The sequence below is a fragment of the Kribbella sp. NPDC003557 genome, assembly GCF_040610805.1.
GTDB lineage: Bacteria > Actinomycetota > Actinomycetes > Propionibacteriales > Kribbellaceae > Kribbella.
The window spans coordinates 436,214-461,306 of record NZ_JBEXMY010000005.1 but is presented as its reverse complement, the minus strand read 5'-3'; the positions used below and the strand labels follow the sequence as shown (position 1 = coordinate 461,306).

Here is a 25,093-nt window from a genome sequence, read left to right as displayed (position 1 = left end):
CTCTGCGTGACAACCATGACTCTGAGTGACAAGATGAGCGCTGAGTGCCGATGGTTGCAGAAACCAACTATTTAGGTATATAGTTGGGTTATGCAACTAGCTCAGCAGCCCCTTGTCCCGGGGGTAGAGCGGGATGCGGCGGCCCAGGAACTGCTCGAAGGGGTCAGTTCACTGGTGCGGGCCGTGCGCTGTATCGAGCACCGGCACCTGACGAACGACGGCGGTCTGCGCCGGTCGGACGCGAGTGTGCTCAAGGTGCTGATGAAGGACGGTGAGCAGCGCGGCGGCGAGATCGCCGGGAAGCTCGGTGTCGACGCGTCGGTGGTGAGCCGGCAGCTGACCGCGCTGGAGGCCGACGGACTGGTGAGCCGTCGGCCGGACCCGGCCGACGCCCGCGTCGGGCTGGTCAGCCTGTCGGCCCACGGCAAGGCCCAGCTCGAAGCGCTCTACTCCTCCTACACCCGGCAACTGAGAACCGCCTTGGCGGACCTCGACGACGACGCGCTGGTCGCGGCCGCTGCCACCATGCAGCGGGTCGCGGTCGCGATCACCGAGGCCAACAAGGTCGTGAGGCGAAACCCCAAGACTGGAGACTGATGACTGTCACCGAGACCCGGCAGCTGCCCACGCCCGCCGCGCCGGAACTCACCCACAAGGAGATCCTCGAGATCCTGATCGGCCTGCTCGCCGCGCTGTTCACGGCGATGCTGAGCTCGACGATCGTCAGCAACGCGCTGCCGACGATCATCGCCGACCTCGAGGGCACCCAGACGCAGTACACCTGGGTGCTCACGGCGAGCCTGCTGGCCACCACCGTGTCCACCCCGATCTGGGGCAAGCTCGCCGACCTGATGAGCAAGAAACTGCTCGTCCAGGTGGCGATCTCGGTCTTCGTGATCGGGTCGGCGCTGGCCGGCCTGTCCCACAACGTGCCGTTCCTGATCGGCGCCCGCGTGCTGCAGGGCCTGGCGATGGGCGGTCTGATGGCACTGGCCCAGGCCATCATCGGCGCCGCCATCCCACCCCGGTCCCGGGGGCGGTACTCCGGCTACATGGGCGCCGTGATGGCGGTCGCGACCGTCAGCGGCCCGCTGATCGGCGGCGTCATCGTCGACACCTCGTGGCTCGGCTGGCGCTGGTGTTTCTATGTCTGCGTCCCGCTGGCCGTGGTCAGCCTGGTGATCCTGCAGAAGTACCTGCACCTGCCGGTGCTCAAGCGTGAGGTCCGCATCGACTACCTCGGCGCGGTGCTGATCAGCATCGCGGCCGGCCTGCCGCTGCTGTGGGTCACCTTCGCGGGCACGGACTTCGCCTGGATGTCCTGGCAGTCCGCGCTGTTCGTCGGCGGCACGCTGCTGGTCGGCTTCCTCGCCGTCGTGGTGGAGAACCGGGTGGCCGAGCCGCTGGTCCCGCTGAAGGTCGTCCGGGAGCGCACCACGGCGCTGGCGATCGTCGCCAGCCTCGCGGTCGGTGTCGCGATGTTCGGCAGCGCGCTGTTCCTCGGGCAGTACTTCCAGATCGCCCGCGGCTACAGTCCGACCGAGGCCGGCCTGCTGACGATCCCGATGATGCTCGGTTCGTTCGTCGGCTCGGCGGGCTCCGGCCAGCTGATCACCCGCTACGGCAAGTGGAAGCGATACCTGGTGTCCGGCGGCGTCCTGCTGCTCGGCGGCCTGCTGATCCTCGGCACGATCGACCACGCCACGCCGTACTGGCTCGTCGGGCTCGGCATGCTCGCGCTCGGTCTCGGGACCGGTATGACGATGCAGAACCTGGTGCTCGCGGTCCAGAACACCGTCGACGTCTCCCAGATCGGCGCGTCCTCCGCGACCGTCGCGTTCTTCCGCAGCCTGGGCGGTGCGGTCGGCGTCTCGGCGCTCGGTGCGGTGCTCGCGGCCCGGGTGAAGGACCTGATCGTCGCCGGCGTCCTGTCCGGCCCGAACGGCACCGAGGCCGCCCGCAAGCTGCAGGAGGGCGGCTCCGGCGAGACCAGCCTGCTGGACGTCAACCACCTGCCGCCGCAGCTGGCCGAACTGGTCCGGCACGCGTACGGCGACGCCACCGGGCGGATCTTCCTGATCGCCGCGGCCTGTGCCGTGGTCAGCCTGGTCGCGGTCGTGCTCATCAAGGAAGTCCCGCTGCGCACGACCGTCGCCAAGGTGGACGTCGCGGAAGACCTCTAGAGCGCGGGCGGTTCCAGGCCGGTCAGTTCGCGGGTGCGGATGATCGGCGAGCCGATCAGCCACAGGACGGCGAGCAGGCCGCCGGCGGCGGAGACGAGGAGGGTTTCGCGGACACCGATCCAGGTGCCGAGGAACCCTCCGACGACCGCGCCGAGCGGCCTGATGCCGTAGTTGATGCTGCTGAACGCTCCCGCGACCCGGCTGCGCATGTGGTCGTGGACGACCGCCGCCTGCAACGAGTTCAGCGGTACGTCGAAGCACATCACCGCGAACGCCCCGACGAACTCGGCCACGGCCAGCGCGACCGCCTTGGTCCAGGTCGGGCCGCCGGCGAGCGCGGCGATCGCGATCGAGCCGGGGAACACGACCGCGCCGACCGCGATCACCGGCCCGGCGCCGAACCGCTTGCTCAACGGGGACGCGGTGACGGCGCCCAGCAGCCCGCCGATCGAGCCGACGCCGAGGGCGACACCGATGACACCGGCCGACAGGCCGAGGTTCCGGCTCGCGAACAGCACCAGCAGCGCGATGCTCATCAGGTTGAAGAAGTTCACCGTGGTGGCGCAGCCCAGGCTGCGGCTCAGGTACGGATGCTTGAGCACGTACCGCATCCCCGCACCGGCCCGGCGCAGCAGCGGCTCGGTCGACTCTTCGGCGACCCCCGGCTCCACCTTCAGCCGGCTGATCTGGACGGCCGAGAACACGAACGTGAGCGCGTCGACGACGATCGCGACCGGCGCGGTCAGCCACTGCACCAGCAGACCGCCGACGGCCGGTCCGCCCATGAACGAGATCGACCGGGTCGCGGACAGTTTGCTGTTCGCCTCGAGGTACTGGTCGCGATCGACGAGCCGGACGAAGAACGACGCGTACGCCGTGTTGAACACGACATGCGCCGTCCCGGCGAGGACCGCGATCACGTACAGGTGGGTGAGACCCAGCAGATCCAGCCAGTACGCGACCGGCAGGGTGAGCAGCAGGAGCGTCCGGGCCAGGTCCGCGGCGATCATCAGCGGCCGCTTGTCGCGGCGGTGGTCGACCCAGGTGCCGATGAACAGCGACGCGATGTTCGGCAGCCACACCGCCGCGGTCAGGAACCCGACCTGGCTGGGGGAGGCGTCGAGCAGCGTGACCGCGATCAGCGGCAGGGCGAGCTCGGTGATCCGGTCGCCGAACTCGGAGACCGTCTGCGCGGACCAGAACGTCCGGAACCGCTGGACGCGCCACAGGCTGGTGGCGGGCCGGGTCTTCATGTTGCCTCCGGCAAGGAGATGCGCAGGTGCCGGACCGGGCGGGCGTCGTCCGGTACGTCGCCGGCGTCACGGCGCTGGACGTACGGCGCGAGCAGTTCCTCGATCGCGGACTCGATCGCCTCGGCCTCGGCGAGGGTGAGCATCAGCAGCGTGTTGGCGGATCCGGCCAGCCGGCTCCACTCCGGGTCCAGGTCCGGCTCGGTCTCGACCAGCCACTGCTGGGCCGCTTCGAGTGCCTGGTTCATCATCTCGGTCCGCAGCAGCCGGCCGGCCTCGGTGCCCTCCGGGGTCTCCGGCATCTCGTACCGGAACCCGCGGGCGGCCGCGTCCCACCAGCGCTGCCGGCGGTCCGTCCCGCTCGGCGGCGGGACGTCGACCACCAGCCCGAACTCGGCCAGGTGCCGCAGGTGCCAGCTGGTCACCGAGGGGGAGGCGCCGACGTGTTCGGACAACTGCGTGGCCGTGGCCGGCCCGTTCTTCTGCAGGTAGCTGAGTGCGGCGAGCCGGACCGGATGCGCCAACGCACGCATCGCCTGCGGGTCGGTGATCTCGAAATCGCCGTACGGATTTCTGAGAGACATGTTTCGAGAGTAATCTCTCAGATCTGCCGGGGGCAAGAGTCGGCAGCTCGACAGGAGGTGTCGGCCAACGGCGGCGGATCGCCGGCGTGCTCAGGCGGGCGCTCGCCGGCAGTGGGCGTATACGTACTGTCGAGCTGCCGGAGTCAGGCGCGGACGGTCTTGGTCCAGATGTCGCTGACCAGGTCCGGGCGCATGCCGGCGCCGGTGTAGAGGGCGACGGCCGGGGTGGGATTGCTCGTGTCCACGTGCAGGATGGTGCCGCCGCGGCCGGCGGCGGAGTCGACCGCGAAGGCGTTCCGGAGCAGGAACTTGGCCAGGCCGCGGCCGCGCGCGGACGGGACGACGCCGAGCCGCCCGACGTACCCGCAGTTGTCGGTGCTGACGAAGTTGTCGTTGCACTCGGTCATCCCGGCCGCCTGCCCGTCGACCTCGGCGATCGTCACCTGCGACCAGTCGAACGTCGACCGGCTCTCCCGCGACGCGGCCCACTCCTCGAACGGCCGCGGCTGCGTCCCGGGCTGCGCCTCGAACGCCGCCATCAGTACGGCGTGCGCCGCCCGGCGGCTGGCTTCGTCCGGTGCACCCCGCCGTACGACGACCCCGTCAGGTACGGCGGGTGCCGGGACCGGGCCGTCGAAGGTGATCCGCATCCGGTGCGTCGACGTACCGACCGCGAACCCGTGTGCGGCGACCGCCGCCGCGAGTCGCTCGTCCTGGCCGATGACACCCAGCCGGACCACGACCTCGCGATCGGTCCGCGAGCCGACCTCCGCGGCGCGGCGCTCGATCTGGTCCAGCAGCCAGCCGAGGATCGCGGGGTCCTCGCTCAGGATGTCGACGTTCAGGTGGGTGCCGCCGGTGATCGCGACCGCGGTGGCCGAGCCGGCGAACTCGCCGCCCGGTCCGGTCACCACCCACCCGTCCGTCGCGAGGTTCATCCCCGGATCCCGTAGGTAGTTCGCGACGTCCTCCGGGCTGTGCTTCGGGAAGCCCAGCAGCGCCGACGTGTAGGCCCCGGACCGCTCCGCGATCACCGCGGCGTCCTCCTGCCGCATCGGGCGCACGGTGTGACCGGCGGGGAGGTTCACGCGCTCACCTCGCGCCGCCAGACCTCCATCACCAGCACCGGCTGCATGCCGACCGACAGGTACACGCCGAGTGCCGGGGTCGGGTTGTTGGTGTCGACGTGCAGGATCGTGCCGGTGCGCCCGGCGGCCGCGTCGAGCGCGAACTGGTCGCGCAGCAGGAACTTCGCCAGACCCTTCCCGCGGGCCTTCTCGAGAACGCCGAGGCGCCCGACGTAGCCGCAGTTCTCGTCCTCGACGAACTGGTCGTTGGACAGCCGCAGCCCGACGGTCTCGCCGTCGAGCTCCAGCAAGGTCAGTTGCGACCAGTCGAATGCCGAGTGGTTCTCCTGCGCCGCGTGCCACTCCTCGAACGAGCGCGGTGAGAAGCCGAACTGCCCCTCGAAGCTCGCGTTCAGTACGTCGTGGGCCGCGCGTCTGGTGGCCTCGTCGGGGGCACCGCGGCGGATCGTGATCCCCTCGGGAATCTCCGGCGCCGGGACGGGTCCGTCGTGGTCGATGCGCATCCGGTGGAACGTCGTGCCGGGCCGGAAGCCGTAGTTCGCCAGGCGTTCCGCGCGGGCGCTGTCGGCGCGGTAGTTCACCGCGTCCAGCTGGACAGCCGCATGCCCGTAGGCCCGGGCGAACTCCTCTGCGCGCGTGACGACCCGCTGCAGAAGGTACGTCTCGACGGTCAGGTCCGCGGTCACCACGTCCAGGTCGAGCTGGCCGTGGTCACCCTTGCCGAAGATCGAGCCGTAGCCCACGAGGCGCTCGCCGTCGAAGACCAGCCAACCGTCGGTCTCCGGCTCGAAGCCGGGCTCGGTGAGTTCGTCCTCGGCGTCCTCGAGGGTGTAGTCGGCGAAACCGACCACCGAGGTGTTGTAGGCCGACACCAGCTCGAGGACCGCCTGCGCGTCCTCCTTCGACGGCGGACGGACGGTGTACGACGATGGCAGTACGGCGGTCATTCCCACATGGTGGTGAACGACCGCCGTACTGGCCACTCAATTAGCAGGCCTTGTCCCACTCCAGGTCACAGGTGGTCTGGGCGGTGCGCAGGCTCGACGTCGCGGCCGGCGGCGCCTGGTCCGACCACGAGGCGAGCGTGACGCCGACGGCGTCCTCGATCGAGCGCGGGCTGACCAGGTAGTTGTTGCTGATCATCGAGAACACCAGCTTGCGGCCGTCCTTGGTCGTCACGTAGCCGGACAGCGACGTGACGCCGGTGAGCGAGCCGGTCTTGCCGTGCAGGTTGTTGGCGGCCGGCGTGTTCTGCATCCGGCTGCGCAGCGTGCCGCCGACGAACCGGTCCGGGTTGCCGGCGATCGGCAGCGCGTCGTACCACTGCTGCCACCACGGCTCCTTCTGGGCGCCGATCAGGACGTCGGTGATCGCGTCGGCGGTGACATTCACCTTGCGCGACAGGCCGGAGCCGTCGGACAGGCGGATCCGGCTGGTGTCGACGCCGATGCTCTTGGCGTAGTCGGTGACGACGCCGAGCCCGGCCGGCCAGCTGCCTTCCGCGTCGACGACCGCGCCCATCGCCTTCACGAGGGTCTCGGCGTGCATGTTGTTCGACAGCTTCAGGAACGGCGTCATCAGCTCGCCGACGGTCATCGACTCGTCTCGCGCCAGCCGCGCCGCGGTCGCCGGGGTCGCCGCGTTCTTGATCCGGCCGCTCACCGTGATGCCCTGCGCGGCCAGCGCGCGCCGGAACACGTCGGCGGCGTACAGCTCGGGCTCCCAGACCGTCACCCACTCCTGGCCGACCGACGCGCCCAGCGGCACCGAGCCGGTCACGCGGACGACGTTGGTGCCGTGGTCACGCTCGATGTTCAGGGTGTTCGACGAGCCGGCCGCGCCGGTCGTGGCGGTGTTGACGAGGGTGATCGCGCCGTTCGCCGGGACCAGGTTCAGACGCACGGGCGTACCGGCCGCGGTGCCCGGGCGGCTCTCGACGATCGCCGTGCCGGAGTCGTAGTCCGTGTTCGGGGCGAGCGTGAGCGCGGAGATCTGGGCGTTGTAGTAGAACGGCTCGTCGTCCCAGGCCCAGCTGTCACCGAGGCGGACGTGGTCGAAGTACGTGTCGTCCGCGATCAGGTCGCCGTACACCCGCCGGACGCCGGACGCCTTGAGTTGCTTGGCCAGGCCCGCGTAGTCGGACTCGAGCGCGGTCGGGTCGCCGTACCCCTTCAGGTAGAGATTGCCGAGCAGCTGTCCACCGCGGACGGGTGCGGTGGCGAGGACGTCGGTGTGGAAGCGGTACGACGGGCCGAGCACGTGCATCGCGGCCGTCGAGCTGAACAGCTTGGTGTTCGAGGCGGGCAGCATCCGCTGGCCGCCGTCGCGGTCGTACAGCGTCTCGCCGGTGGCCGCGTCGCGGACCACCAGCGCGACCTGCGAACCGTCGTACCGGCTGTCGTTCAGCAGACCGTCCAGGCGCTGCTGCAAAGCAGTCGCTTGGACGGCGGTAGGCGCCGCGACCGACTGGGTGACGACCCCACCCACCGCTGCTGCGACCGCCGCGACCGCGGCGACCATCCCTCTCGGTAAACGACTCACGAGGCACTCCCTCAAACCAGGCGGAAACCAACTAGCGGGAGTCTCCACCCCCGAAACCCCAGGGTCCAGGGATTGGGGCCTCGCGTTTCAGGTGAATCGATGTAAAAGTGAAAGCCACAGGTATCCGCCCCACCTGAGGAGTCACCCATGAAACGACTTCTGGTAGCGTTGCTCGCTGTCTTCAGCCTCTCCGCCGTCCTGTCACCCACGGTCCACGCCGCCACCACGGCGGCGGTCTTCCCGGGTGAGATCATCGGCGAGAACTTCCCCGACCCGGACGTCTTCGAGCAGAACGGCACCTGGTACGCGTACGCGACCAACGGCAGCCGCGGCACCGTCCCGGTCGCGACCGCGCCGAGCGCCAACGGGCCCTGGACGGTCCGCGGCGACGCGATGCCCGGTGGTCCGTCGAGCGCCTGGGCCCAGCCCGGCCGCACCTGGGCGCCGGACGTCCACCCGAACCCCGACGGGACCTACACGCTCACCTACACCGCCTGGCACAAGGCCTCCGGACGGCAGTGCGTCGGCGTCGCCACCGCCACGAATCCGCTCGGCCCGTTCCAGCCGGTCGGTACGGCGCCGCTGATCTGCCCGCTCAACCTCGGCGGCGCGATCGACGCGAACACGTTCGTGGCCGACGACGGCACCCGCTACCTGGTCTGGAAGAACGACGGCAACGCGATCGGCCAGCCGTCGACGCTCTGGCTGACCCGGACCGCGGACAACGGCCGGACGCTGGTCGGCGGCAACACCGCGATGCTCACGTCGAGCGGTGTGATCGAGGCGCCCGACCTCGTGCAGCGCGGCAGTCAGTTCGTGCTGTTCTTCTCCGGCGGCGGCTACGCCGACTGCAACTACCTGACGTCGTACGCGACCTCGAAGACGCTGAGCGGTCCGTGGACGACGGCGTACCGGCCGCTGATGACGACCGCGACGTTCGACAACCACGTCTGCGGTCCCGGCGGCGCCGACGTCGTCGGGGGCAAGGTGTTCGTCCACGGATGGGTGAACGGCGGCCGGCACCTGTACGTCGCCGACATCGGGTACGCCAACGACTACCCGGTGGTACGCGGCAGCCGGGTCCGGTACGAGGCGGAGCGCGGGACGCTGAACCACTGCGTCGTCCGGTCCAACGCGGCCGGCGCCTCGGACGGGAAGGTCGTCGCGTACATCGACTACGCCGACTCCTGGGTGGAGAACTCGGTGTACGCACCGGTTGCGGGCGGTTACACACTGCACGTCGGGTACGCCAACGGCTCCGCGTCCACCGCCAGCCACGGTCTCGTTGTCAACGGCAACAACGCGGGGTCGGTCAGCTACCCCGTCACCGGCTGGGACAACTGGCAGCAGAGCTCGGTCCCCGTCACGCTGAACGCCGGCTGGAACACGATCCGGCTGACCAAGGGCACCTTGTACACGGAGGTCGACTACCTCGAGGTGCAGTAGCTCCGTCCGCCTGACCCCGTACTCTCGTACTGCACGCAGTGAGCACGGTGTGAGCACGGACGGGGAGCACGAAGCAGGCGATGGCGAAACCACCAGAACAGGTGTCGAAGGGCCGGCGTGGACGTCCGGTGTGGCTCGACCTGCGCCGCACCGGACGTGGCCTGCAGGCGATGCTGGTCGGCGGCCTGCTGTCGCTGATCTCGCTGGTGATCACGTTCTGGCTGCTGCCGCAGATCAGCAGCGACGGCCGGCTGCCGATCCTGCGGCTGGTCGTCCTGCTGGCGGTCTTCTCGGTGCTGATGCGCTGGGTGCTGGCCGGGGTCGCGGTGCTGATCGGGTCGATCGGCGTCCTGGTCGGCGGCCTGCTGTCACAGTTCGCGGTCGTCTACCTGGGCATCACCGCGGACCCCGGTGTGGACCTGCACGGCGGCGTCGAGGCGCCGCTGCTGGTCGCGATCGTGATGTCCACGGTGAGCGCCTTCGTCGGCTGGGTCGCGTACGCGGGCAGTGACGACGCGTACGTGGCGGAGGTGATGCGGGTCGTGCACCGGCGCGCCCGGCGGATCGAGCCGGCGCCGAAGACCGGGATGCTGATCATCCAGATCGACGGCCTGTCCGCGCCGCTGCTGAACTGGATGGTGCTGGCCGGCAACCTGCCGAACCTCGGCGGCTGGATCCGGGACGGCCGGCACTCGATGCTCGCCTGGCACACCGGCGTACCGGCCACCACGCCGGCCAGCCAGGCCGGGATCCTGCACGGCGGCTCCCGGCACATCCCGGCGTTCCGGTGGTACGAGAAGGAGACCGGCCGGGTGATGGTCACCAACCGCGGCCGGGACGCGGCGGAGATCGAGGCCCGGATGTCCACCGGGCGCGGCCTGCTCGCCGACGGCGGCGTCAGCATCAGCAACAACTGGTCCGGCGACGCGAACAAGTGCGAGCTGGTGTTCAGCCGCGCCGGCCTGCCGAACAGCCGCAGCCGCGGGTACGTCCGGTTCTTCTCCAGCCCGCAGGGCGCCGCGCGCGGGCTGGTGCTGTGCGTGGCGGAGATGATCAAGGAGCTGCACCAGGCCCGCCGGCAGCGCGCCCGGCACCTGGTCCCGCGGGTGAAGCGCGGCGGCGCATACATCTTCCTGCGGGCCGTCACCAACGTGCTGCTCCGCGACCTGAACGTCTCGCTGATCACCGACGAACTGGTGCAGGGCACCCCGGTGATCTACTGCGACTTCGTCGACTACGACGAGGTCGCGCACCACGCCGGCCCGACCCGGCCCGAGTCGCTGCAGACGCTCGAGGGCCTGGACCGGGTGCTCGGCGCGTTGCAGCGGATCATCGAGATCCTCCCGCACTCGTACGAGATCGTCGTGCTGTCGGACCACGGCCAGAGCCAGGGCTCGACGTTCCTGCAGCGCTACGGACGCACCCTCGCGGAGGTCGTCGACGACCTGGTCGACACCACCAAGGAGCCGGTCCAGGCGGTCGGCAAGTCGGAGGGCTGGGGCCCGGTGAACGCGTTCCTCACCGAGCTGAGCATGCGCCGCAGTGTCGCCGGCACGGTGACCCGGCGGGCACTGCACGCGAAGTCCGGCGAGGTCGAGCTCGGCCCGAAGGACTGCGAGTCGCAGGTCGCGGCGGACGAGCAGATGGTCGTGACGGCGTCCGGCAACCTGGCGCTGATCTACCTCGCGACGACGCCCGGCCGGGTGCCGCTGGAGGAGATCGAGCTGCTGCACCCGAAGCTGATCCCGGGCCTCGCGACCCATCCCGGGATCGGGTTCGTCGTGGTCGACTCGCTGGCCGAGGGCCCGGTGGCGATCGGTAGCGCCGGGGTCCGGGTGCTGCGGTCCGGCCGGATCGAGGGCGAGGACCCGCTGGCGCCGTACGGCGACCTGGCCGCCGCGTCGATGCTCCGGCAGGCGGAGATGCCGCACAACGGCGACCTCGTGGTGGTCAGCCGGCTCGACGACTACACCCATGAGGTCGCGGCGTTCGAGGAACTGGTCGGGTGCCACGGCGGGATCGGCGGCTGGCAGACCGAGGCGGTGCTGGTGCACCCGAGTCGCTGGGTGCTGAACGAGCCTCCCGTAGGCTCCGACGAGGTGCACGAGGTGCTGATCGGCTGGCTGGACAAGCTCGGGCAGCGCAAGGACGTCGAGGAGCCGGTCGAGTCGAAGGTGGAGGCCTGAGCGTGCGAGTGACATGCGCGTGACATGGTGGGGGCACGCGACCACCACGATCGAGGCGAACGGCACGCGGCTGCTGACGGATCCGGTGCTGACGTCGCGGATCGCCCACCTGCGCCGCCGCCGCGGTCCGGCCCCGGCACGGGAGGCGGGGCGCTGTGACGCGGTGCTGATCTCGCACCTGCACGCCGATCACCTGCACCTGACCTCGCTGCCGCTGGTCGCGCCGGACGCCGCGCTGATCGTGCCGCGCGGCGCGGCGAAGCTCATCCACGCCGACAGCGGCCCGGCGTACTCGGACCGCTGCATCGAGGTCGAGCCGGGCAACCAGGTCCGGATCGGGTCGCTGGACATCACCGCGGTCACCGCGCACCACGACGGGCGCCGGCTGCCGTGGTCGTCGTACTCCGCGCAGGCGCTCGGGTACCGGGTCGACGGCTCACCGAGTGTCTGGTTCGCGGGGGACACCGACCTGTACGACGGGCTCGCGGCCGAGACCGGGTCGATCGACGTCGCGCTGGTCCCGGTCGGCGGCTGGGGGCCGTCGCTCGGCCCGGGCCACCTGGACCCGGTCCGGGCCGCCGAGGCAGTCCGGCGGGTCGGCGCGTCGACGGCGGTGCCGGTACATTTCGGGACGTTCTGGCCGATCGGCTGTGACTGGATCAAGCCGGAGTTGTTCCTGCCACCGGGGGAGAGGTTCAAGACCGCGATGACCGAGGTCGACCCCGCGGTGAAGGTCCGGGTGCTGGCGCCCGGCGAGTCGATCGAGGTGCCCGCGTGACAGGGGATACCAAGTTCGACCTCTGGTACCTGTTCGCGTTGGCCGGCGCTGTGCTCCTCGGTGCGGTGCTGCCCGTGCTGCCGACGGGAGCCGCGGTGTCGGCGGGCGCCGTTCTGGCCTCGCACAGCAACAGCAACCCGATCGGGCTGGTCGGGGTCCTGATCGCGGGCGCCGCCGGGGCGTACGTGGGGGACCTGATCGTGTACGCCGGGTGCCGGTTCGGCGGTGAGCGGTTGGCGAAACGGGTCGGGTGGCTGCGCAACAACGGGTCGCTGGACTCGCTCCGGATGCGCCTGGGCGAGCACGAGATCGGTGTGCTGCTCACGTCCCGGCTGATCCCGGGCGGCCGGGTGCCGGTGCTGCTGGCGGCCGGTCTGGCCGGCTACAAGTGGGAGCGGTTCGCGATCGTCGACCTGGCGGCGTCGTCGCTGTGGGCGGCGGTCTACATGGCCATCGGCCTGCTCGGCTACGCGCTCTTCGACGAGCCGTGGCAGGGCGTGCTGGCGGCGATCGTCCTGGTCATCCTGACCACGGTGGTGAGCGGCATGGTCCAGCGAGCGCGCCGCAAGCGGTCACACGCCGAATGACGCGTTGCGGAGCCGCTCGACCGTCTCCGCGTCACCGTCCAGCTGGACGTCGGCCACCTGCTGGCGCCCGAAGCAGAACAGCACCAGCTCGGCGGGCTCGCCGGTCACGGTGACCGAGCCGTGCTCGTTCGGCCGCTTCGCGACGGACGTCGTCCCGTCGGGCCGCCGCAGCACCAGGCCGCTCGGCGACTTGCGGGTCATCGATTTCGCGGCCAGCCGGACCGCCTTCCACAGGCCGTCCTGCTGCTCGGCGGGCAGTTCGCGGACGTCGTACGCCGGTTGGGCGCGGCGCACGTCCTCGTGGTGGACGAAGTACTCGGTCGTGTTGAGCTGGGGCCCGAGCTTCGGCAGCGCGTAGATCGAGACCGGTGGCGGGCCGTTGCGGACCTTGCCGACCACCTCGGCGAAGCCGTAGCGGTCCTTGACCCGCCGCATCCGCCGCTCGGTGGTGTCGGCGAGCGCCGGGATCATGATCCCCGGCCCGGCCATCGGATCGGCCTCGCGGACGTACAGATGGACCGCCAGGTCATAGGCGTCCCAGCCCTCGCACAGGGTCGGCGCGGCGGGTCCGACCTGGTCGAACAGGTCACACAAAGCGAGTCGTCCTACCCGGCTGTAGTCGGTCACAACTCGATCGTAGTTGTCCGCGGCGAGTGGCAGAATGTCAATCGTTGTCATGTCTGAGTCCCATTGATGCACCTGACTGCCCTGGAGCGTGTCTTGCCTGTCCCGAAAGTCCCGGAAAAGGGCAGCGTCACCCGCCGGGGGTTCGCCGTTCTGCGGGTGGCGATCTGGGAGGAGCCGGGGATCTTCGCGCTGTCCGTGCTCGCCGCGATGCTGTACGGCGCGATGACGGTGGCGGGCGGCTGGGCCCTCGGCTGGGCGACGGACCACGTGCTGCGGCCCGCGTTCGAGACCGGTGAGACCACGGCCGGCGCGATCGGGTCGCTGATCGGCCTGTTCATCGGCATCGCGATCCTGAACGCGATCGGTGTCGTCGGGCGGCGGCTAGGCGCCGGTGTGATGCAGTTCCGGCTGCAGGCGACGTACCGCCGGCGCGTCACCCGGCAGTACCTGAAGCTCCCGCTGGAGTGGCACCACCAGCACTCGACCGGCATGTTGCTGTCGAACGCCAACGCCGACGTCGAGTCGACCTGGTTCGTGATCGCGCCGCTGCCGATGGCGATCGGCGTGATCGCGATGCTGGTGTTCGCGACCGTCGCGATGTTCGCCGCCGACGTCTGGCTGGCGCTGGTCGGCTGCCTGGTGTTCCCGCTGGTCTTCGTCGCGAACGTGATCTTCCAGCGGTACCTGCAGCCGCTCGCGACCCGGGCGCAGCAGCTCCGCGCGGACGTCTCCGAGGTCGCGCACGAGTCGTTCGACGGCGCGCTGGTGGTGAAGACGCTGGGCCGGGAGGCGGCCGAGACCGAGCGCTTCCGCGGCCCGACGTACGCGCTGCGCGACGCCAACATCGCGGTGAACAAGGCCCGCGGCCTGTTCGACCCGGTGATCGACGGCCTGCCCCGGCTCGGGGTGCTCGCGGTGCTGCTGGTCGGCGTCGCGCGGGTAAGTTCCGGCGGCGCGGACGCGGGCGACGTGGTGCAGGTCGCCTTCTTGTTCACGCTGATCGGGTTCCCGATCCGCGCGCTCGGCTGGGTCCTCGGCGAGCTGCCGCGGTCGGTGGTCGGCTGGGACCGCATCCAGCGGGTGCTGACGGCCGAGGGCGGCACGGAGTACGGCGAGGAGCGGCTGACCTCGACGAAGGCGGCCCGGCTGCAGGTGGCCGGCGTCCGGTTCGGATACCTGCCGGATCGGGACGTGCTCGCCGGGGTGGACTTCACGGTCGAGCCCGGCCGGACGGTCGCGGTCGTCGGCCCGACGGGCGCCGGGAAGTCGACGATGACCACGCTGCTGACGCGGCTCGTCGACCCGGAGCAGGGTTCGGTCGAGATCGACGGGATCGACCTGCGGGCCCTGGCGCGGGACGAGCTGGCCGGATCGGTCGCGCTGGTGGCGCAGACCGCCTTCCTGTTCGACGACACGATCCGCGGCAACATCACACTCGGTGGCGCAGACAGCGACGACGACGTCTGGGACGCGCTGCGGGTCGCGCAGGGCGACGGCTTCGTGAAGGCGCTCCCGGACGGGCTGGACACCAAGGTCGGCGAGCGCGGCACCACGCTGTCCGGCGGGCAGCGGCAGCGGATCGCGCTGGCCCGGGCGCTCGTCCGGCGGCCACGGCTGCTGATCCTGGACGACGCGACGAGCGCGGTCGACCCGCAGGTCGAGGCGCGGATCCTCGCCGGGCTGCGGTCGGCCGTCCAGGAGGACTCCGGCGCGGCGACGACCGTCCTGGTGATCGCGTACCGGAAGGCGACGATCTCGCTCGCCGACGAGGTGCTGTTCCTGGACGAGGGCCGGATCCTCGCCCACGGCACGCATACCGAACTGCAGTCGTCCACGCCCGCCTACCGGGACCTGGTCGACGCCTACGAGAAGGACGCCGAGCGCCGCGAGGAAGAGGCGGAGCTCGCCGCGGACATCGACGACCTCGACGCGGAAGGGGCATCGGCGTGAGTGCCGCGGAAACCAGTCGCTTGGATCATGGTGACAACGCCGGTGGGCTGCAGACCCTGAAGGAAGGGCTGAAGGTCTCGCCCGAGCTCGGGCGCGGGTGGGGGGTGACCGGGATCCTCGCGCTGACGATGACCGCCGGCCGGATCGTCGTACCGATCGCGGTGCAGCAGACGATCGACAAGGGCCTGTCCGGTCCGGAGGGCCCGGACATGTCGTACGTCGCGTGGATGTGTCTCGTCTGCGCGCTGGGTGTGATCCTGACGGCCGGCGCGTCGTACCTGACGACCGTGCGGCTCGCGGTCAACTCCGAGCACGGCCTGGCCACGATGCGGATCAAGGCGTTCCGGCACGTGCACGACCTGCCGGTGCTGACGCAGAGCACCGAGCGCCGCGGCGCGCTGGTCAGCCGGGTCACCTCGGACGTGGACACGGTGTCGCAGTTCCTGCAGTTCGGCGGGTTCATCTTCCTGGTCAGCCTCGGGCAGATGCTGCTCGCGACGATCGTGATGTTCATCTACTCCTGGCAGCTCGCGCTCGTCGTGCTGCTGTGCTTCATCCCGCTGTTCGCGAGCCTGAAGTACCTGCAGCGCGCGATGTCCGCGGCGTACGGCATCGTGCGGGCGAAGGTCGGCGAGATGCTGTCCGCGATCGCCGAGCCGGTCGTCGGCGCGCAGGTGGTCCGCTCGTACGCGATCGAGCAGCGCACCCAGGACCGGATCGACGCGTCGATCGAGGACTACCGCAAGACCGCGACCAGGGCGCAGGCGCTCACCGGTCTGACGTTCTCGATCGGCGGCCTGGCCGCCGGCCTGGCGAACGCCGGCGTTCTGACGGTCGGCGTGCTGCTCGGCGTGGACAAGCAGGCCACGCTGGGTGAGCTGCTCGCCTTCATGTTCCTGGTGGCCCTGTTCTCGGACCCGGTGCAGATCGCGACCCAGGTGCTGACCGACGCCCAGAGCGCGTTCGCGGGCTGGCGCCGGGTGCTCGGGGTGATCGCCACGCCGGCCGATGTCGCGGACCCGGGCGAGGACGGCGTGAAGCAGGCGCGCGGACCGATCACGGTCGAGTTCGCCGACGTCGATTTCGCTTATCCCGAAGGCGAACTCGTGCTGCGCGACGTCGACGTACGGATCGCGCCGCACCGGCGGGTCGCGGTGGTCGGCGAGACCGGGTCGGGCAAGACGACGTTCGCGAAGCTGCTGACCCGGTTGATGGACCCGACGTCCGGGGCGGTGAAGCTGGACGGCGTCGACGCGCGGGAGATCTCGTTCGAGTCGCTGCGGGAGCGGGTCGTGATGGTGCCTCAGGACGGGTACCTGTTCGACGCGTCGCTGGCGGAGAACGTGCGCTTCGGGCGCCCGGAGGTGACGGACGCCGAGCTGCTCACGGCGTTCGACTCGCTCGGGCTCACGGACTGGCTGGAGTCGTTGCCGGACGGGCTGGAGTCACCGGTCGGGCAACGCGGCGAGTCGCTGTCGGCGGGGGAGCGGCAGCTGGTGGCGCTGGTCCGCGCGAACATCGCCGACCCGGACCTGCTGGTGCTCGACGAGGCGACCTCGGCGGTCGACCCCGGCACCGAGGTGCGGGTGAACGCGGCGCTCGAGCGGCTGATGTCCGGGCGTACGTCGGTCACGATCGCGCACCGGCTGTCGACGGCGGAGGCCGCCGACGAGGTGCTGGTGTTCGACGAGGGCGAGATCGTGGAGCGCGGCCCGCACGCCGAGCTGGTCGGCGCGGGAGGCGTCTACACCCGGCTGCACGACAGCTGGATCGCGCAACGCAGCGCGGTGTGACGCCCTGAGACGACAGCACGCCGGCCGGGGCTCATGGTTCCCGGCCGGCGTGCGGATCAATGGGTCAGGGGGTCGGCGCGGCGCCGTTGCTCGGGCCCGGCTGGGGCACCAGCAGGAACTCGACACCGCCCTTGTCGTCGACCGCCGCGTCCAGGATCTTGTCGTCCAGTGCGTGCGCCGCGTTCTCCTCCAGGAAGACCCGCGCACCTGCCTCCTCGACCACCTGGTCGCCCGGTTGCGGAGCCTCCGTGGTCGTCACCGCGAGTGCCGGATCCGCCGGGTTGTCCTGCGAGATCCGCACCCCGGCGCCCTCCGGCGCGCCCTCGACCCCGGTGATGCTCTTGATCACCAGTGTCGCGTTCTCAGTCAGGGTCAGCACAGCCCACTCCATCCGTCGATTGTCACTAGCCCTCGCCCCGTGCCCGACCACCGGAATCACAAACCTGTGTGCGGACGGCCGGGGGGATGGTGTGTGATCGGGGGATGGGTATCGAGTTGACCATGCCGGGGATCGGCGAGCTGGGGGAAGTCGTGGCGGTGCTGCGGGAGTGGCAGCGGGAGGATGTGCCGCTGCAGTTGCACCCGGGGGACCTCGGCTGGTTCTGGCGGTTCGGGGAGGACCGGACGGCGGCGGCGACGCGGGTCTGGCGCCGGGGCGGGCAGATCGTCGCGATCGGGATGCTCGACGAGCCGGACTGGTTGCGGATGTCGATCGCGCCGGACGCGCAGCGCGACGAGGAGCTCGCGCAGCGGATCGTCGAGGACGTGTCCGCGCCGGCGACCGGCGTCCTGATCGAGGGCAAGGTGTACGTCGAGACACCGATGGGCGCGCTGGTCCAGGACCTGCTGTTCAAGGACGGCTGGAACGCCGACGCGCCGTGGGTGCCGCTGCGCCGCGACCTGACCGACCCGGTGCCGGACCCCGGCGTCCGCGTCGACGTGATCGGCGCCGAGGAGGCCCACGAGCGGACCGCCGTCCAGCGGGCGTCGTTCGACGGGTCGACGTTCACCGACGCGCGCTGGTTCGCGATGTCCGACGGCCTGCCGTACGCCGACGCACGCTGCCTGGTGCTCCGCAACAAGCTCGGCGAGTCGGTGGCCGCGGCGACCGTGTGGTCGGCCGGCGAGGGACGCCCCGGCTACATCGAGCCGATGGGCGTCCACAGCCTGCACCGCGGCCGCGGGTACGGCACCGCGATGGTCGTCGCCTGCGCGCGGCACCTGCGGGAGATGGGCTCGTCGAGCATCTACACCGTCACGCCGGGCACCAACGTCGCCGCGATCGCGACGTACCAGGCCGCCGGGATGCAGGCGCTGGACGAGGTCCGCTCCCAGTACCGGGAGGCCTAGTCTGCGACGTCGTCCGCGGCCCGGAGCACCCGCAGGATGTTGCCTCCAGCAAGTTTGTGGAGATCCTCGGCGCTCCAGCCGCGGCCGGCCAGCGCCTCGAACAGCACCGGGTACGACGCCACGTCGGGCAGCTCCACCGGGAACTCCGGGCACCCGTCGTAGTCGCCGCCCAGCCCGACGTGGTCGACGCCGGCCACCTCGCGGACGTGTTCGACGTGCGCGACCACGTCCGCCAGCCGGGTCTCCGGCTTCGGCCGGTCGTAGAGCTCGGCGAGCTTCGCCTGGTCCGCCGGGTTCAGCGGGTTCAGGCCCTGGTCCTGCGCCGCGGCCCGGGCCCCGGCGACCCAGTCGACGTACGCCTGCGAGGTGAAGTACGGCACGAAGGTGACCATGCAGACGCCGTCGTTGCCGGCCAGCGTCTCGAGGACGTCGTCCGGCGCGTTCCGCGGGACGTCGCAGACCGCGCGCGCCGACGAGTGGCTGAAGATCACCGGCGCGCTCGTCACCCGGAGCGCGTGCCGCATGGTGTCGGCGGAGACGTGCGAGAGGTCGACCAGCATGCCGATCCGGTTCATCTCCCGGACGACCTCCTCGCCGAACTCGTTCAGCCCGCCGAGCACCGGCTCGTCGGTGGCCGAGTCGGCCCAGGACACGTTGTTGTTGTGGGTCAGCGTCATGTACCGCACGCCGAGCGCCCGCATCACCCGCAGGACGCCGAGCGACTCGCCGATCGAGTGGCCGCCCTCCATGCCCATCAGCGACGCGACCCGGCCGGCCTTGATCGCCGCCTCGACCTCGTCGGCGGTGTCGGTGAGCTCCAGATCCGCGGGGAAGCGCCGGACCAGCCGCCGGACGAAGTCCAGCTGCTCGAAGGTCCGCCGGACCGCGTGCTCGTCCTGCGGCACCCACAGGGACCAGAACTGCCCGCCGACCTGACCGGCCCGCAGCCGGGGCAGGTCCGTGTTCAGCGACGGCACCGAACCGCCCAGGTCGTAGGCGTCCAGGTCGTAACCGCACAGTTCGTAGAAAGCGATCGGCAGGTCGTTGTGCCCGTCGATCACCCGGTATTCGCTCAGCGTCATCCGGACACCTTCATCCGGACCGTGGTCAGAAGGCAACCCCGGATCGGGGACAATGGGTGGGTGACTATCGACGAGTTGACCTTCGACGCGGCCGGGCTGATCCCGGCGGTGGTGCAGCAGTACGACACGCGCGAGGTCCTGATGGTGGGCTGGATGAACGCCGAGGCGGTGCGCCGGACGGCGCAGACCGGGCGCAGCACGTTCTGGTCGCGCAGCCGGCAGGAGTACTGGGTGAAGGGCGAGACCAGCGGCCATCGTCAGCACGTGAAGCAGCTCCTCGTCGACTGCGACGCCGACACCCTGCTCGTGCTCGTCGACCAGGAGGGGCCGGCCTGTCACACCGGCACCCGCAGCTGCTTCGAGCACGGCGAGATCGAGGTGACGGCAGCGTGACCGCCCCGGCGCTGGAGACCTTCCGCGAGTACGCCAAGGACCGCCGGGTGATCCCGGTGACGCGCCGGCTGCTGGCCGACGCCGAGACGCCGATCGGGGTGTACGGCAAGCTCGCCGCCGAGCGCGAGGGCACGTTCCTGCTGGAGTCGGCGGAGAACGGCGGCGTCTGGTCGCGGTACTCGTTCATCGGCGTCCGCTCGGCCGCGACGCTCACCGAGCGCAACGGTGAGGCCGTCTGGACGGGCAACCCGCCGGTCGGCCTGCCGCAGCACGGCGATCCATTGCGGGCGCTGCGCGAGACGCTGGAGATCCTGCACACGCCGCGGCTGCCGGACCTGCCGCCGCTGACCGGCGGCATGGTCGGCTTCCTCGGGTACGACGCGGTGCGCCGCCTGGAGCGGTTGCCGGACACAACCACCGACGACCTCGGCCTGCCCGAGCTGACGTTCCTGTTCGCGACCGACCTGGCCGCCCTCGACCACGAGACCGGCGAGATCTGGCTGATCGCGAACGCGGTCAACTGGGACGACTCCGACGAACGCGTCGACGAGGCGTACGCGGACGCGGTCCGCCGCCTCGACGCGATGGAGCGCGACCTCGCGCAGCCGACCCCGTCGTACGTCGTGCGCGCCGACCGGCACGCCCAGCCGGAGCCGCACCGGCAGCGCTCCAGCGCGGAGTACCGGCAGGCCGTCGAGCACGCGAAGGAGGAGATCCGCGCGGGCGAGGCGTTCCAGATCGTCGTCTCGCAGCGCTTCGAGCTGCAGAGCAGCGCCTCCGCGCTGGACATCTACCGGGTGCTCCGCCGCTCGAACCCGAGCCCGTACATGTACCTCGTCCGCCTGGACGGCTTCGACATCGTCGGCTCCAGCCCGGAGGCCCTGGTCAAGGTCACCGAGAACAAGGTGATCCTGCACCCGATCGCCGGCACCCGCCGCCGCGGCGCGACGCCCGAGGAGGACCACGCGCTCGAGGAGGAGCTGCGCGCCGACGTGAAGGAACGCGCCGAGCACCTGATGCTCGTCGACCTCGGCCGCAACGACGTCGGCAAGGTCTGCGCGCCGGGCACGGTCGAGGTGGTCGACTTCATGGACGTGCGGCGCTACAGCCACGTCATGCACCTGGAGTCGACGGTCACCGGCCGGCTGAAGGCCGGGATGACGGCGTTCGACGCGCTCACCGCCGCGTTCCCGGCGGGCACGCTGTCCGGGGCGCCGAAGCCGCGGGCGATGGAGATCATCGACAAGCTCGAGATCACCCGCCGTGGCGTGTACGGCGGCGTCGTCGGCTACCTGGACTTCGCCGGTGACGCCGACACCGCGATCGCGATCCGCACCGCGGTGCTCCGCGGCGGGACGGCGTACGTGCAGGCCGGGGCCGGCATCGTCGCGGACTCGGATCCGGCCGCGGAGGACGCCGAGTGCCGGACCAAGGCGGCCGCCGTGCTCAACGCGATCGCGGTCGCGGGAACGTTCAGCGAAGTATGAGGCCGCAACGTCTGGTCGACCTGCTCGCCGTCGTGGCGCTGGTGCTGCTCGGCCTGTCGGCGTACCTGACGTGGGTGTCGGCCGATCCGGGGAACGGCCGGCCGGTGGTGCATTTCAACGGCTACACGATCACCAAGGCGCCCGTGACGCTCGCGCTGGCCGCGGTGGTGGCTGTCGTGGTGATGAAGCTCGCGGGAACGCTGCTGCGCAGGGTGCTGGGCGCTCTGGTGGTGCTGCTGGGGTTCGCGGCGATCGCCGTCTCGTTGAGCGTCCGCCCCGAGGGCCCCGAACTGAGCAGGCTGCGGCCCGAGTTGAGCGACGTGATCGCCGACCAGGTGACGCAGTCGCTCGGGGTGGCGCCGTGGTTCGCGCTGGCCGGTGGCGGGGCACTGGTCGGGGCGGGGTTGCTCGCCCTGCTGACGGCGCACCGCTGGCGCCGGGCGACCCAGCGTTATGAGCGTGATCCGGCCGCCTCACCGGCCGATCAGTGGAAGGCGATCGACGCCGGGGAGGACCCGACTCTCTGATCGCGGCGGGCTACCGCCACAATAGGACGGGACGACGAGGAGGAGTGGCGCCAATTATGGACAATACGGTGGCCGATCAAGGGGCGAGCCGGATCGAGGACGAGGCTCCGCACGATCTGCACGGCAACAGCCCGGCGGCGTGGACGGCGGTGGCGATCGTGCTGGTCGCGTTCACCCTCGGCGCCATCGCGATGGTGCTCGGGCCGAACTGGGTGCTGTTCTGGATCTCCGTCGGGATCGCGGTGCTGGGGGCGCTGGCCGGCAAGGTGCTGCAGCTGCTGGGCTTCGGGGTCCCCACCGACGGCGACCACTGAAGGGCGGACGGACATGACTGTGCTTGACGACATTCTCGCCGGGGTCAAGGCCGACCTCGCGGAGCGCCAGGCGCGGGTCAGCCTGGACGACCTGAAGCTCGAGGCCCAGCGCAAGCCCGACGCCAAGGACCCGATGCCGGTGTTCCGCGGCGACGGGATCGCGGTGATCGCGGAGGTGAAGCGGTCCAGCCCGTCCAAGGGCGAGCTGGCCGAGATCACCGACCCGGCCGCCCTGGCGGGGGAGTACGAGCAGGGCGGCGCCGCGGCGATCTCGGTGCTGACCGAGGAGCGCCGGTTCAACGGCAGCCTGGACGACCTGCGCGCGGTCCGCGGCCGGGTCGACGTGCCGGTGCTGCGCAAGGACTTCATCGTCTCGTCGTACCAGCTCTGGGAGGCCCGGGCGGCCGGCGCCGACATGGTGCTGCTGATCGTCGCCGCGCTCGAGCAGGAGGCGCTGGTCTCGCTGATCGAGCGGGCCCAGTCGATCGGCCTGTGCCCGCTGGTCGAGGTGCACGACGAGGAGGAGACCCGGCGTGCGGTGGACGCCGGTGCCCAGCTCATCGGCGTCAACAACCGCAACCTGAAGACCCTCGAGGTCGACCGGGAGACCTTCGCCCGGGTCGCGCCGACGATCCCGACCGAGCTCGTGCGCGTGGCCGAGTCCGGGGTCCGCGGCCCGCATGATGTAATCGAGTTCGCGCGCGCCGGGGCCGATGTCGTCCTCGTCGGTGAAACCCTGGTGACCGGCCGCGATCCTCGCGCCTCGGTCGCCGACCTCGTCGCCGCCGGATCGCACCCCGCCATCCAGCAGCGGCACTAGAACCGCCCGCCCGGTCCAAACGGCGCGGGACCGTAACTCTCCCGCGCCGTAGTGCCGGGTCGGAAGGTTTTGTCGGATGAGTACTGTGCTGCCCGACCAGTTCGGGCACTTCGGCCGTTTCGGCGGCAGGTTCATGCCGGAGGCGCTGATCGCGCCGCTCGACGAGCTCACCCAGGCCTGGCGCGAAGCCATGGCCGACCCGGAGTTCACCGGTGAGTTCGAGCGGATGCTGCGCGAGTACATCGGCGCCCCGAGCCTGCTGTACGACGCGACCCGGCTGTCGGACGTCGCCGGTGCGCGGATCCTGCTGAAGCGCGAGGACCTGAACCACACCGGCGCGCACAAGATCCGGAACGCGATCGGCCAGGCGCTGCTCACCAAGCGGATGGGCAAGCCGCGGGTGATCGCGGAGACCGGCGCCGGGCAGCACGGCGTCGCGACCGCGACCGCCTGTGCGTACCTCGGCCTGGAGTGCGTCGTCTACATGGGCGAGGTCGACACCGAGCGCCAGGCGCTGAACGTGGCCCGGATGCGGCTGCTCGGCGCCGAGGTGATCTCGGTCAAGACCGGAAGCCGGACCCTGAAGGACGCGATCAACGAGGCGCTCCGCGACTGGGTCGCCAGCGTCGACAAGACGCACTACATCCTCGGCACGGCGGCCGGTTCGCACCCGTTCCCGGCGATGGTCCGCGACTTCGTCCGCGGGATCGGTGACGAGGCCCGCGAGCAGTCGCTCGCACTGCTCGGCAAGCTGCCGGACGCCGCGGTCGCGTCGGTGGGCGGCGGCTCGAACGCGATCGGCCTGTTCACCGCGTTCATCGGCGACCAGGACGTGAAGCTGTACGGCGTCGAGCCGGGCGGCGACGGGTTCGAGACCGGCCGGCACGCGGCCACGATCAGCGCCGGGCAGGTCGGCGTACTGCACGGTGCGCGGTCGTTCCTGCTGCAGGACGAGGACGGGCAGACGATCGAGTCGCACTCGATCTCCGCCGGGCTGGACTACCCGGGCGTCGGCCCGGAGCACGCGTGGCTGGCCGAGACCGGCCGGGCGACGTACCGGCCGATCACCGACGCCGAGGCGATGGACGCGTTCCGCCTGCTGTCGCGGACCGAAGGCATCATCCCGGCGATCGAGTCCGCGCACGCGGTCGCCGGAGCACTCGACATCGCCAAGGAACTGGGGCCGGATGCAACCATCCTGGTGAACCTGTCGGGCCGTGGCGACAAGGACATGGACACGGCCGCGACCTGGTTCGGCCTGGGCGAGGAAGGATCCGGCCGTGAGTGAGCTCGTTGCCCTGGGCAAGGCCGGGGCCGCGATCCGGAAGGCGAACGACGCGGGCCGCGCGGCCCTGGTCGGCTACCTGCCGGCCGGCTTCCCGACGTACGAGGGCGGTGTCGACGCGATCAAGGCGCTGGTCGACGGCGGCTGCGACGTCCTCGAGATCGGCCTGCCGTACAGCGACCCGGTGATGGACGGTGTCACGATCCAGCGCGCCACCGAGATCGCCCGCGCCGGCGGGCTGCAGACCCGCGACGTGCTCAGCACGGTCGAGAAGGTCGCCGCCTACTCCGACGTGCCGGTGCTCGTGATGACGTACTGGAACCCGATCGAGCGGTACGGCGTGGACCGGTTCGCGGCGGACTTCGCCGGGATCGGGGGAGCGGGCCTGATCACGCCCGACCTGATCCCCGACGAGGGCGCGGAGTGGATCGCGGCCGCGGACAAGAACGAGCTGGACAAGGTGTTCCTGGTCTCGCCGTCGTCGACCGACGAGCGGATCGCGATGACCACGGCCGCCTGCCGCGGGTTCGTGTACGCGACCGCTGTGATGGGTGTCACCGGCGCCCGGGACAAGCCGTCGGACCTCGCGGCGCCGCTGGTGGCGCGGACCAAGGCGGCCACCGGCCTGCCGGTCGGTGTCGGCCTCGGCATCTCCAACGGCGACCAGGCGGCCGGTGTGGCGGCGTTCGCGGACGCGGTGATCGTTGGCGCGGCCCTGGTCAGGTCTCTCGAGGAGGGCGGCCCGGCCGGGGTCCGCGCGCTCGCCGAGGAGCTGTCCGAGGGCGTCCGGCGGGAACCCCGCGCGGCCGTTGCTCGTTAGTA

The 25,093-nt window shown here is 70.9% G+C and carries 24 protein-coding genes; 16 read left to right on the top strand and 8 right to left on the bottom strand.

The genetic code is table 11. From position 1 onward, the window contains the following. Positions 1–90: 90 nt before the first annotated feature. Positions 91–597 (top strand): MarR family winged helix-turn-helix transcriptional regulator, encoded by a 507-nt coding sequence (locus tag ABZW60_RS22825; protein WP_355479818.1) that lies wholly within the window; start codon positions 91–93, stop codon positions 595–597. Beyond that, entirely contained in the window at positions 597–2,183 is a 1,587-nt protein-coding gene (locus ABZW60_RS22820) for an MFS transporter (protein ID WP_355479817.1), read from the top strand. The genes ABZW60_RS22825 and ABZW60_RS22820 overlap by 1 nt, the downstream gene beginning before the upstream one ends. Here the strand turns inward: ABZW60_RS22820 and ABZW60_RS22815 are convergent. The 5 genes from ABZW60_RS22815 to dacB all read right to left on the bottom strand — a co-directional run bounded on the left by ABZW60_RS22815 (position 2,180) and on the right by dacB (position 7,646). Beyond that, positions 2,180–3,436, bottom strand: a complete 1,257-nt coding sequence (locus ABZW60_RS22815) for an MFS transporter (protein ID WP_355479815.1) — start codon at positions 3,434–3,436, stop codon at positions 2,180–2,182. The two genes, ABZW60_RS22820 and ABZW60_RS22815, sit on opposite strands and share 4 nt — an antisense overlap. Beyond that, entirely contained in the window at positions 3,433–4,017 is a 585-nt protein-coding gene (locus ABZW60_RS22810) for a helix-turn-helix domain-containing protein (protein WP_355479814.1), read from the bottom strand. The genes ABZW60_RS22815 and ABZW60_RS22810 overlap by 4 nt, the downstream gene beginning before the upstream one ends. Positions 4,018–4,160: 143 nt before the next feature. Continuing rightward, positions 4,161–5,105 (bottom strand): GNAT family N-acetyltransferase, encoded by a 945-nt coding sequence (locus ABZW60_RS22805; RefSeq protein ID WP_355479812.1) that lies wholly within the window; start codon positions 5,103–5,105, stop codon positions 4,161–4,163. After that, a complete protein-coding gene (locus tag ABZW60_RS22800) occupies positions 5,102–6,052 on the bottom strand; it encodes a GNAT family N-acetyltransferase (RefSeq protein ID WP_355479810.1) in 951 nt (316 codons plus the stop codon). The genes ABZW60_RS22805 and ABZW60_RS22800 overlap by 4 nt, the downstream gene beginning before the upstream one ends. Positions 6,053–6,092: 40 nt before the next feature. Beyond that, a complete protein-coding gene (dacB, locus tag ABZW60_RS22795; protein ID WP_355479808.1) occupies positions 6,093–7,646 on the bottom strand; it encodes a D-alanyl-D-alanine carboxypeptidase/D-alanyl-D-alanine-endopeptidase in 1,554 nt (517 codons plus the stop codon). A gap of 147 nt (positions 7,647–7,793) precedes the next feature. Between dacB and ABZW60_RS22790 the strand changes: the two genes are divergently transcribed. From ABZW60_RS22790 to ABZW60_RS22775, 4 genes are all read left to right on the top strand, one after another. After that, positions 7,794–9,092, top strand: coding sequence for a family 43 glycosylhydrolase (locus tag ABZW60_RS22790; RefSeq protein ID WP_355479806.1), 1,299 nt, complete (start codon positions 7,794–7,796; stop codon positions 9,090–9,092). An 80-nt stretch (positions 9,093–9,172) separates the two neighbouring features. Beyond that, positions 9,173–11,278: an alkaline phosphatase family protein gene (locus ABZW60_RS22785; protein ID WP_355479804.1), complete on the top strand. Its 2,106-nt coding sequence runs from the start codon at positions 9,173–9,175 to the stop codon at positions 11,276–11,278. Between the two features lie 13 nt (positions 11,279–11,291). Further along, a complete protein-coding gene (locus tag ABZW60_RS22780) occupies positions 11,292–12,056 on the top strand; it encodes an MBL fold metallo-hydrolase (protein WP_355479802.1) in 765 nt (254 codons plus the stop codon). Continuing rightward, on the top strand, positions 12,053–12,643 hold the full coding sequence (locus ABZW60_RS22775; RefSeq protein WP_355479800.1) for a VTT domain-containing protein: 591 nt from the start codon (positions 12,053–12,055) through the stop codon (positions 12,641–12,643). The genes ABZW60_RS22780 and ABZW60_RS22775 overlap by 4 nt, the downstream gene beginning before the upstream one ends. Here the strand turns inward: ABZW60_RS22775 and ABZW60_RS22770 are convergent. Beyond that, positions 12,629–13,270 carry a TIGR03085 family metal-binding protein gene (locus ABZW60_RS22770; RefSeq protein ID WP_355479798.1) on the bottom strand — a complete coding sequence of 214 codons (642 nt, stop codon included), beginning with the start codon at positions 13,268–13,270 and terminating at the stop codon, positions 12,629–12,631. The genes ABZW60_RS22775 and ABZW60_RS22770 overlap by 15 nt on opposite strands. Before the next feature lie 93 nt (positions 13,271–13,363). Between ABZW60_RS22770 and ABZW60_RS22765 the strand changes: the two genes are divergently transcribed. Together ABZW60_RS22765 and ABZW60_RS22760 are read left to right on the top strand one after the other, a co-directional pair. After that, positions 13,364–15,220, top strand: a complete 1,857-nt coding sequence (locus ABZW60_RS22765) for an ABC transporter ATP-binding protein (protein ID WP_355479796.1) — start codon at positions 13,364–13,366, stop codon at positions 15,218–15,220. Next, positions 15,217–17,013, top strand: a complete 1,797-nt coding sequence (locus ABZW60_RS22760; RefSeq protein ID WP_355479794.1) for an ABC transporter ATP-binding protein — start codon at positions 15,217–15,219, stop codon at positions 17,011–17,013. Before ABZW60_RS22765 ends, ABZW60_RS22760 begins: the two co-directional genes overlap by 4 nt. A gap of 64 nt (positions 17,014–17,077) precedes the next feature. On the opposite strand, the gene ABZW60_RS22755 is transcribed toward ABZW60_RS22760, so the two are convergent. Next, positions 17,078–17,404 carry a Fe-S cluster assembly protein HesB gene (locus ABZW60_RS22755; RefSeq protein ID WP_355479792.1) on the bottom strand — a complete coding sequence of 109 codons (327 nt, stop codon included), beginning with the start codon at positions 17,402–17,404 and terminating at the stop codon, positions 17,078–17,080. Positions 17,405–17,496: 92 nt separating this feature from the next. Between ABZW60_RS22755 and ABZW60_RS22750 the strand changes: the two genes are divergently transcribed. Beyond that, positions 17,497–18,363 (top strand): GNAT family N-acetyltransferase, encoded by an 867-nt coding sequence (locus ABZW60_RS22750; protein ID WP_355479790.1) that lies wholly within the window; start codon positions 17,497–17,499, stop codon positions 18,361–18,363. On the opposite strand, the gene ABZW60_RS22745 is transcribed toward ABZW60_RS22750, so the two are convergent. Further along, positions 18,360–19,445: a dipeptidase gene (locus ABZW60_RS22745; RefSeq protein WP_355479788.1), complete on the bottom strand. Its 1,086-nt coding sequence runs from the start codon at positions 19,443–19,445 to the stop codon at positions 18,360–18,362. The genes ABZW60_RS22750 and ABZW60_RS22745 overlap by 4 nt on opposite strands. 60 nt (positions 19,446–19,505) lie before the next feature. On the opposite strand from ABZW60_RS22745, the gene hisI reads away from it, so the two are divergent. The 7 genes from hisI to trpA all read left to right on the top strand — a co-directional run bounded on the left by hisI (position 19,506) and on the right by trpA (position 25,091). Continuing rightward, positions 19,506–19,838, top strand: a complete 333-nt coding sequence (hisI, locus tag ABZW60_RS22740; RefSeq protein ID WP_355479787.1) for a phosphoribosyl-AMP cyclohydrolase — start codon at positions 19,506–19,508, stop codon at positions 19,836–19,838. Continuing rightward, positions 19,835–21,325: an anthranilate synthase component I gene (locus tag ABZW60_RS22735; protein ID WP_355479785.1), complete on the top strand. Its 1,491-nt coding sequence runs from the start codon at positions 19,835–19,837 to the stop codon at positions 21,323–21,325. The genes hisI and ABZW60_RS22735 overlap by 4 nt, the downstream gene beginning before the upstream one ends. Continuing rightward, positions 21,322–21,852: a Trp biosynthesis-associated membrane protein gene (locus ABZW60_RS22730; RefSeq protein WP_355479783.1), complete on the top strand. Its 531-nt coding sequence runs from the start codon at positions 21,322–21,324 to the stop codon at positions 21,850–21,852. The genes ABZW60_RS22735 and ABZW60_RS22730 overlap by 4 nt, the downstream gene beginning before the upstream one ends. Positions 21,853–21,920: 68 nt before the next feature. Continuing rightward, positions 21,921–22,166: an HGxxPAAW family protein gene (locus ABZW60_RS22725; protein ID WP_355479781.1), complete on the top strand. Its 246-nt coding sequence runs from the start codon at positions 21,921–21,923 to the stop codon at positions 22,164–22,166. Between the two features lie 13 nt (positions 22,167–22,179). Continuing rightward, positions 22,180–22,986 (top strand): indole-3-glycerol phosphate synthase TrpC, encoded by an 807-nt coding sequence (gene trpC / locus ABZW60_RS22720; RefSeq protein ID WP_355479779.1) that lies wholly within the window; start codon positions 22,180–22,182, stop codon positions 22,984–22,986. 76 nt (positions 22,987–23,062) lie between these two features. After that, positions 23,063–24,274: a tryptophan synthase subunit beta gene (gene trpB, locus ABZW60_RS22715; protein ID WP_355479778.1), complete on the top strand. Its 1,212-nt coding sequence runs from the start codon at positions 23,063–23,065 to the stop codon at positions 24,272–24,274. Beyond that, on the top strand, positions 24,267–25,091 hold the full coding sequence (gene trpA / locus ABZW60_RS22710; RefSeq protein WP_355479776.1) for a tryptophan synthase subunit alpha: 825 nt from the start codon (positions 24,267–24,269) through the stop codon (positions 25,089–25,091). Before trpB ends, trpA begins: the two co-directional genes overlap by 8 nt. Positions 25,092–25,093: the final 2 nt, after the last annotated feature.

What these genes read in the sequence shown, in the direction of transcription:
- ABZW60_RS22780 (WP_355479802.1), top strand. Translation starts at nt 11,292, where the DNA reads ATGCGCGTGACATGGTGGGGGCACGCGACCACCACGATCGAGGCGAAC.
- trpB (WP_355479778.1), top strand. Translation starts at nt 23,063, where the DNA reads ATGAGTACTGTGCTGCCCGACCAGTTCGGGCACTTCGGCCGTTTCGGC.
- ABZW60_RS22800 (WP_355479810.1), bottom strand. Translation starts at nt 6,052, where the DNA reads ATGACCGCCGTACTGCCATCGTCGTACACCGTCCGTCCGCCGTCGAAG.
- trpC (WP_355479779.1), top strand. Translation starts at nt 22,180, where the DNA reads ATGACTGTGCTTGACGACATTCTCGCCGGGGTCAAGGCCGACCTCGCG.
- ABZW60_RS22820 (WP_355479817.1), top strand. Translation starts at nt 597, where the DNA reads ATGACTGTCACCGAGACCCGGCAGCTGCCCACGCCCGCCGCGCCGGAA.
- ABZW60_RS22825 (WP_355479818.1), top strand. Translation starts at nt 91, where the DNA reads ATGCAACTAGCTCAGCAGCCCCTTGTCCCGGGGGTAGAGCGGGATGCG.
- ABZW60_RS22755 (WP_355479792.1), bottom strand. Translation starts at nt 17,404, where the DNA reads ATGGAGTGGGCTGTGCTGACCCTGACTGAGAACGCGACACTGGTGATC.
- ABZW60_RS22785 (WP_355479804.1), top strand. Translation starts at nt 9,173, where the DNA reads ATGGCGAAACCACCAGAACAGGTGTCGAAGGGCCGGCGTGGACGTCCG.
- ABZW60_RS22745 (WP_355479788.1), bottom strand. Translation starts at nt 19,445, where the DNA reads ATGACGCTGAGCGAATACCGGGTGATCGACGGGCACAACGACCTGCCG.
- ABZW60_RS22815 (WP_355479815.1), bottom strand. Translation starts at nt 3,436, where the DNA reads ATGAAGACCCGGCCCGCCACCAGCCTGTGGCGCGTCCAGCGGTTCCGG.
- ABZW60_RS22790 (WP_355479806.1), top strand. Translation starts at nt 7,794, where the DNA reads ATGAAACGACTTCTGGTAGCGTTGCTCGCTGTCTTCAGCCTCTCCGCC.
- ABZW60_RS22730 (WP_355479783.1), top strand. Translation starts at nt 21,322, where the DNA reads ATGAGGCCGCAACGTCTGGTCGACCTGCTCGCCGTCGTGGCGCTGGTG.
- ABZW60_RS22810 (WP_355479814.1), bottom strand. Translation starts at nt 4,017, where the DNA reads ATGTCTCTCAGAAATCCGTACGGCGATTTCGAGATCACCGACCCGCAG.
- ABZW60_RS22750 (WP_355479790.1), top strand. Translation starts at nt 17,497, where the DNA reads ATGGGTATCGAGTTGACCATGCCGGGGATCGGCGAGCTGGGGGAAGTC.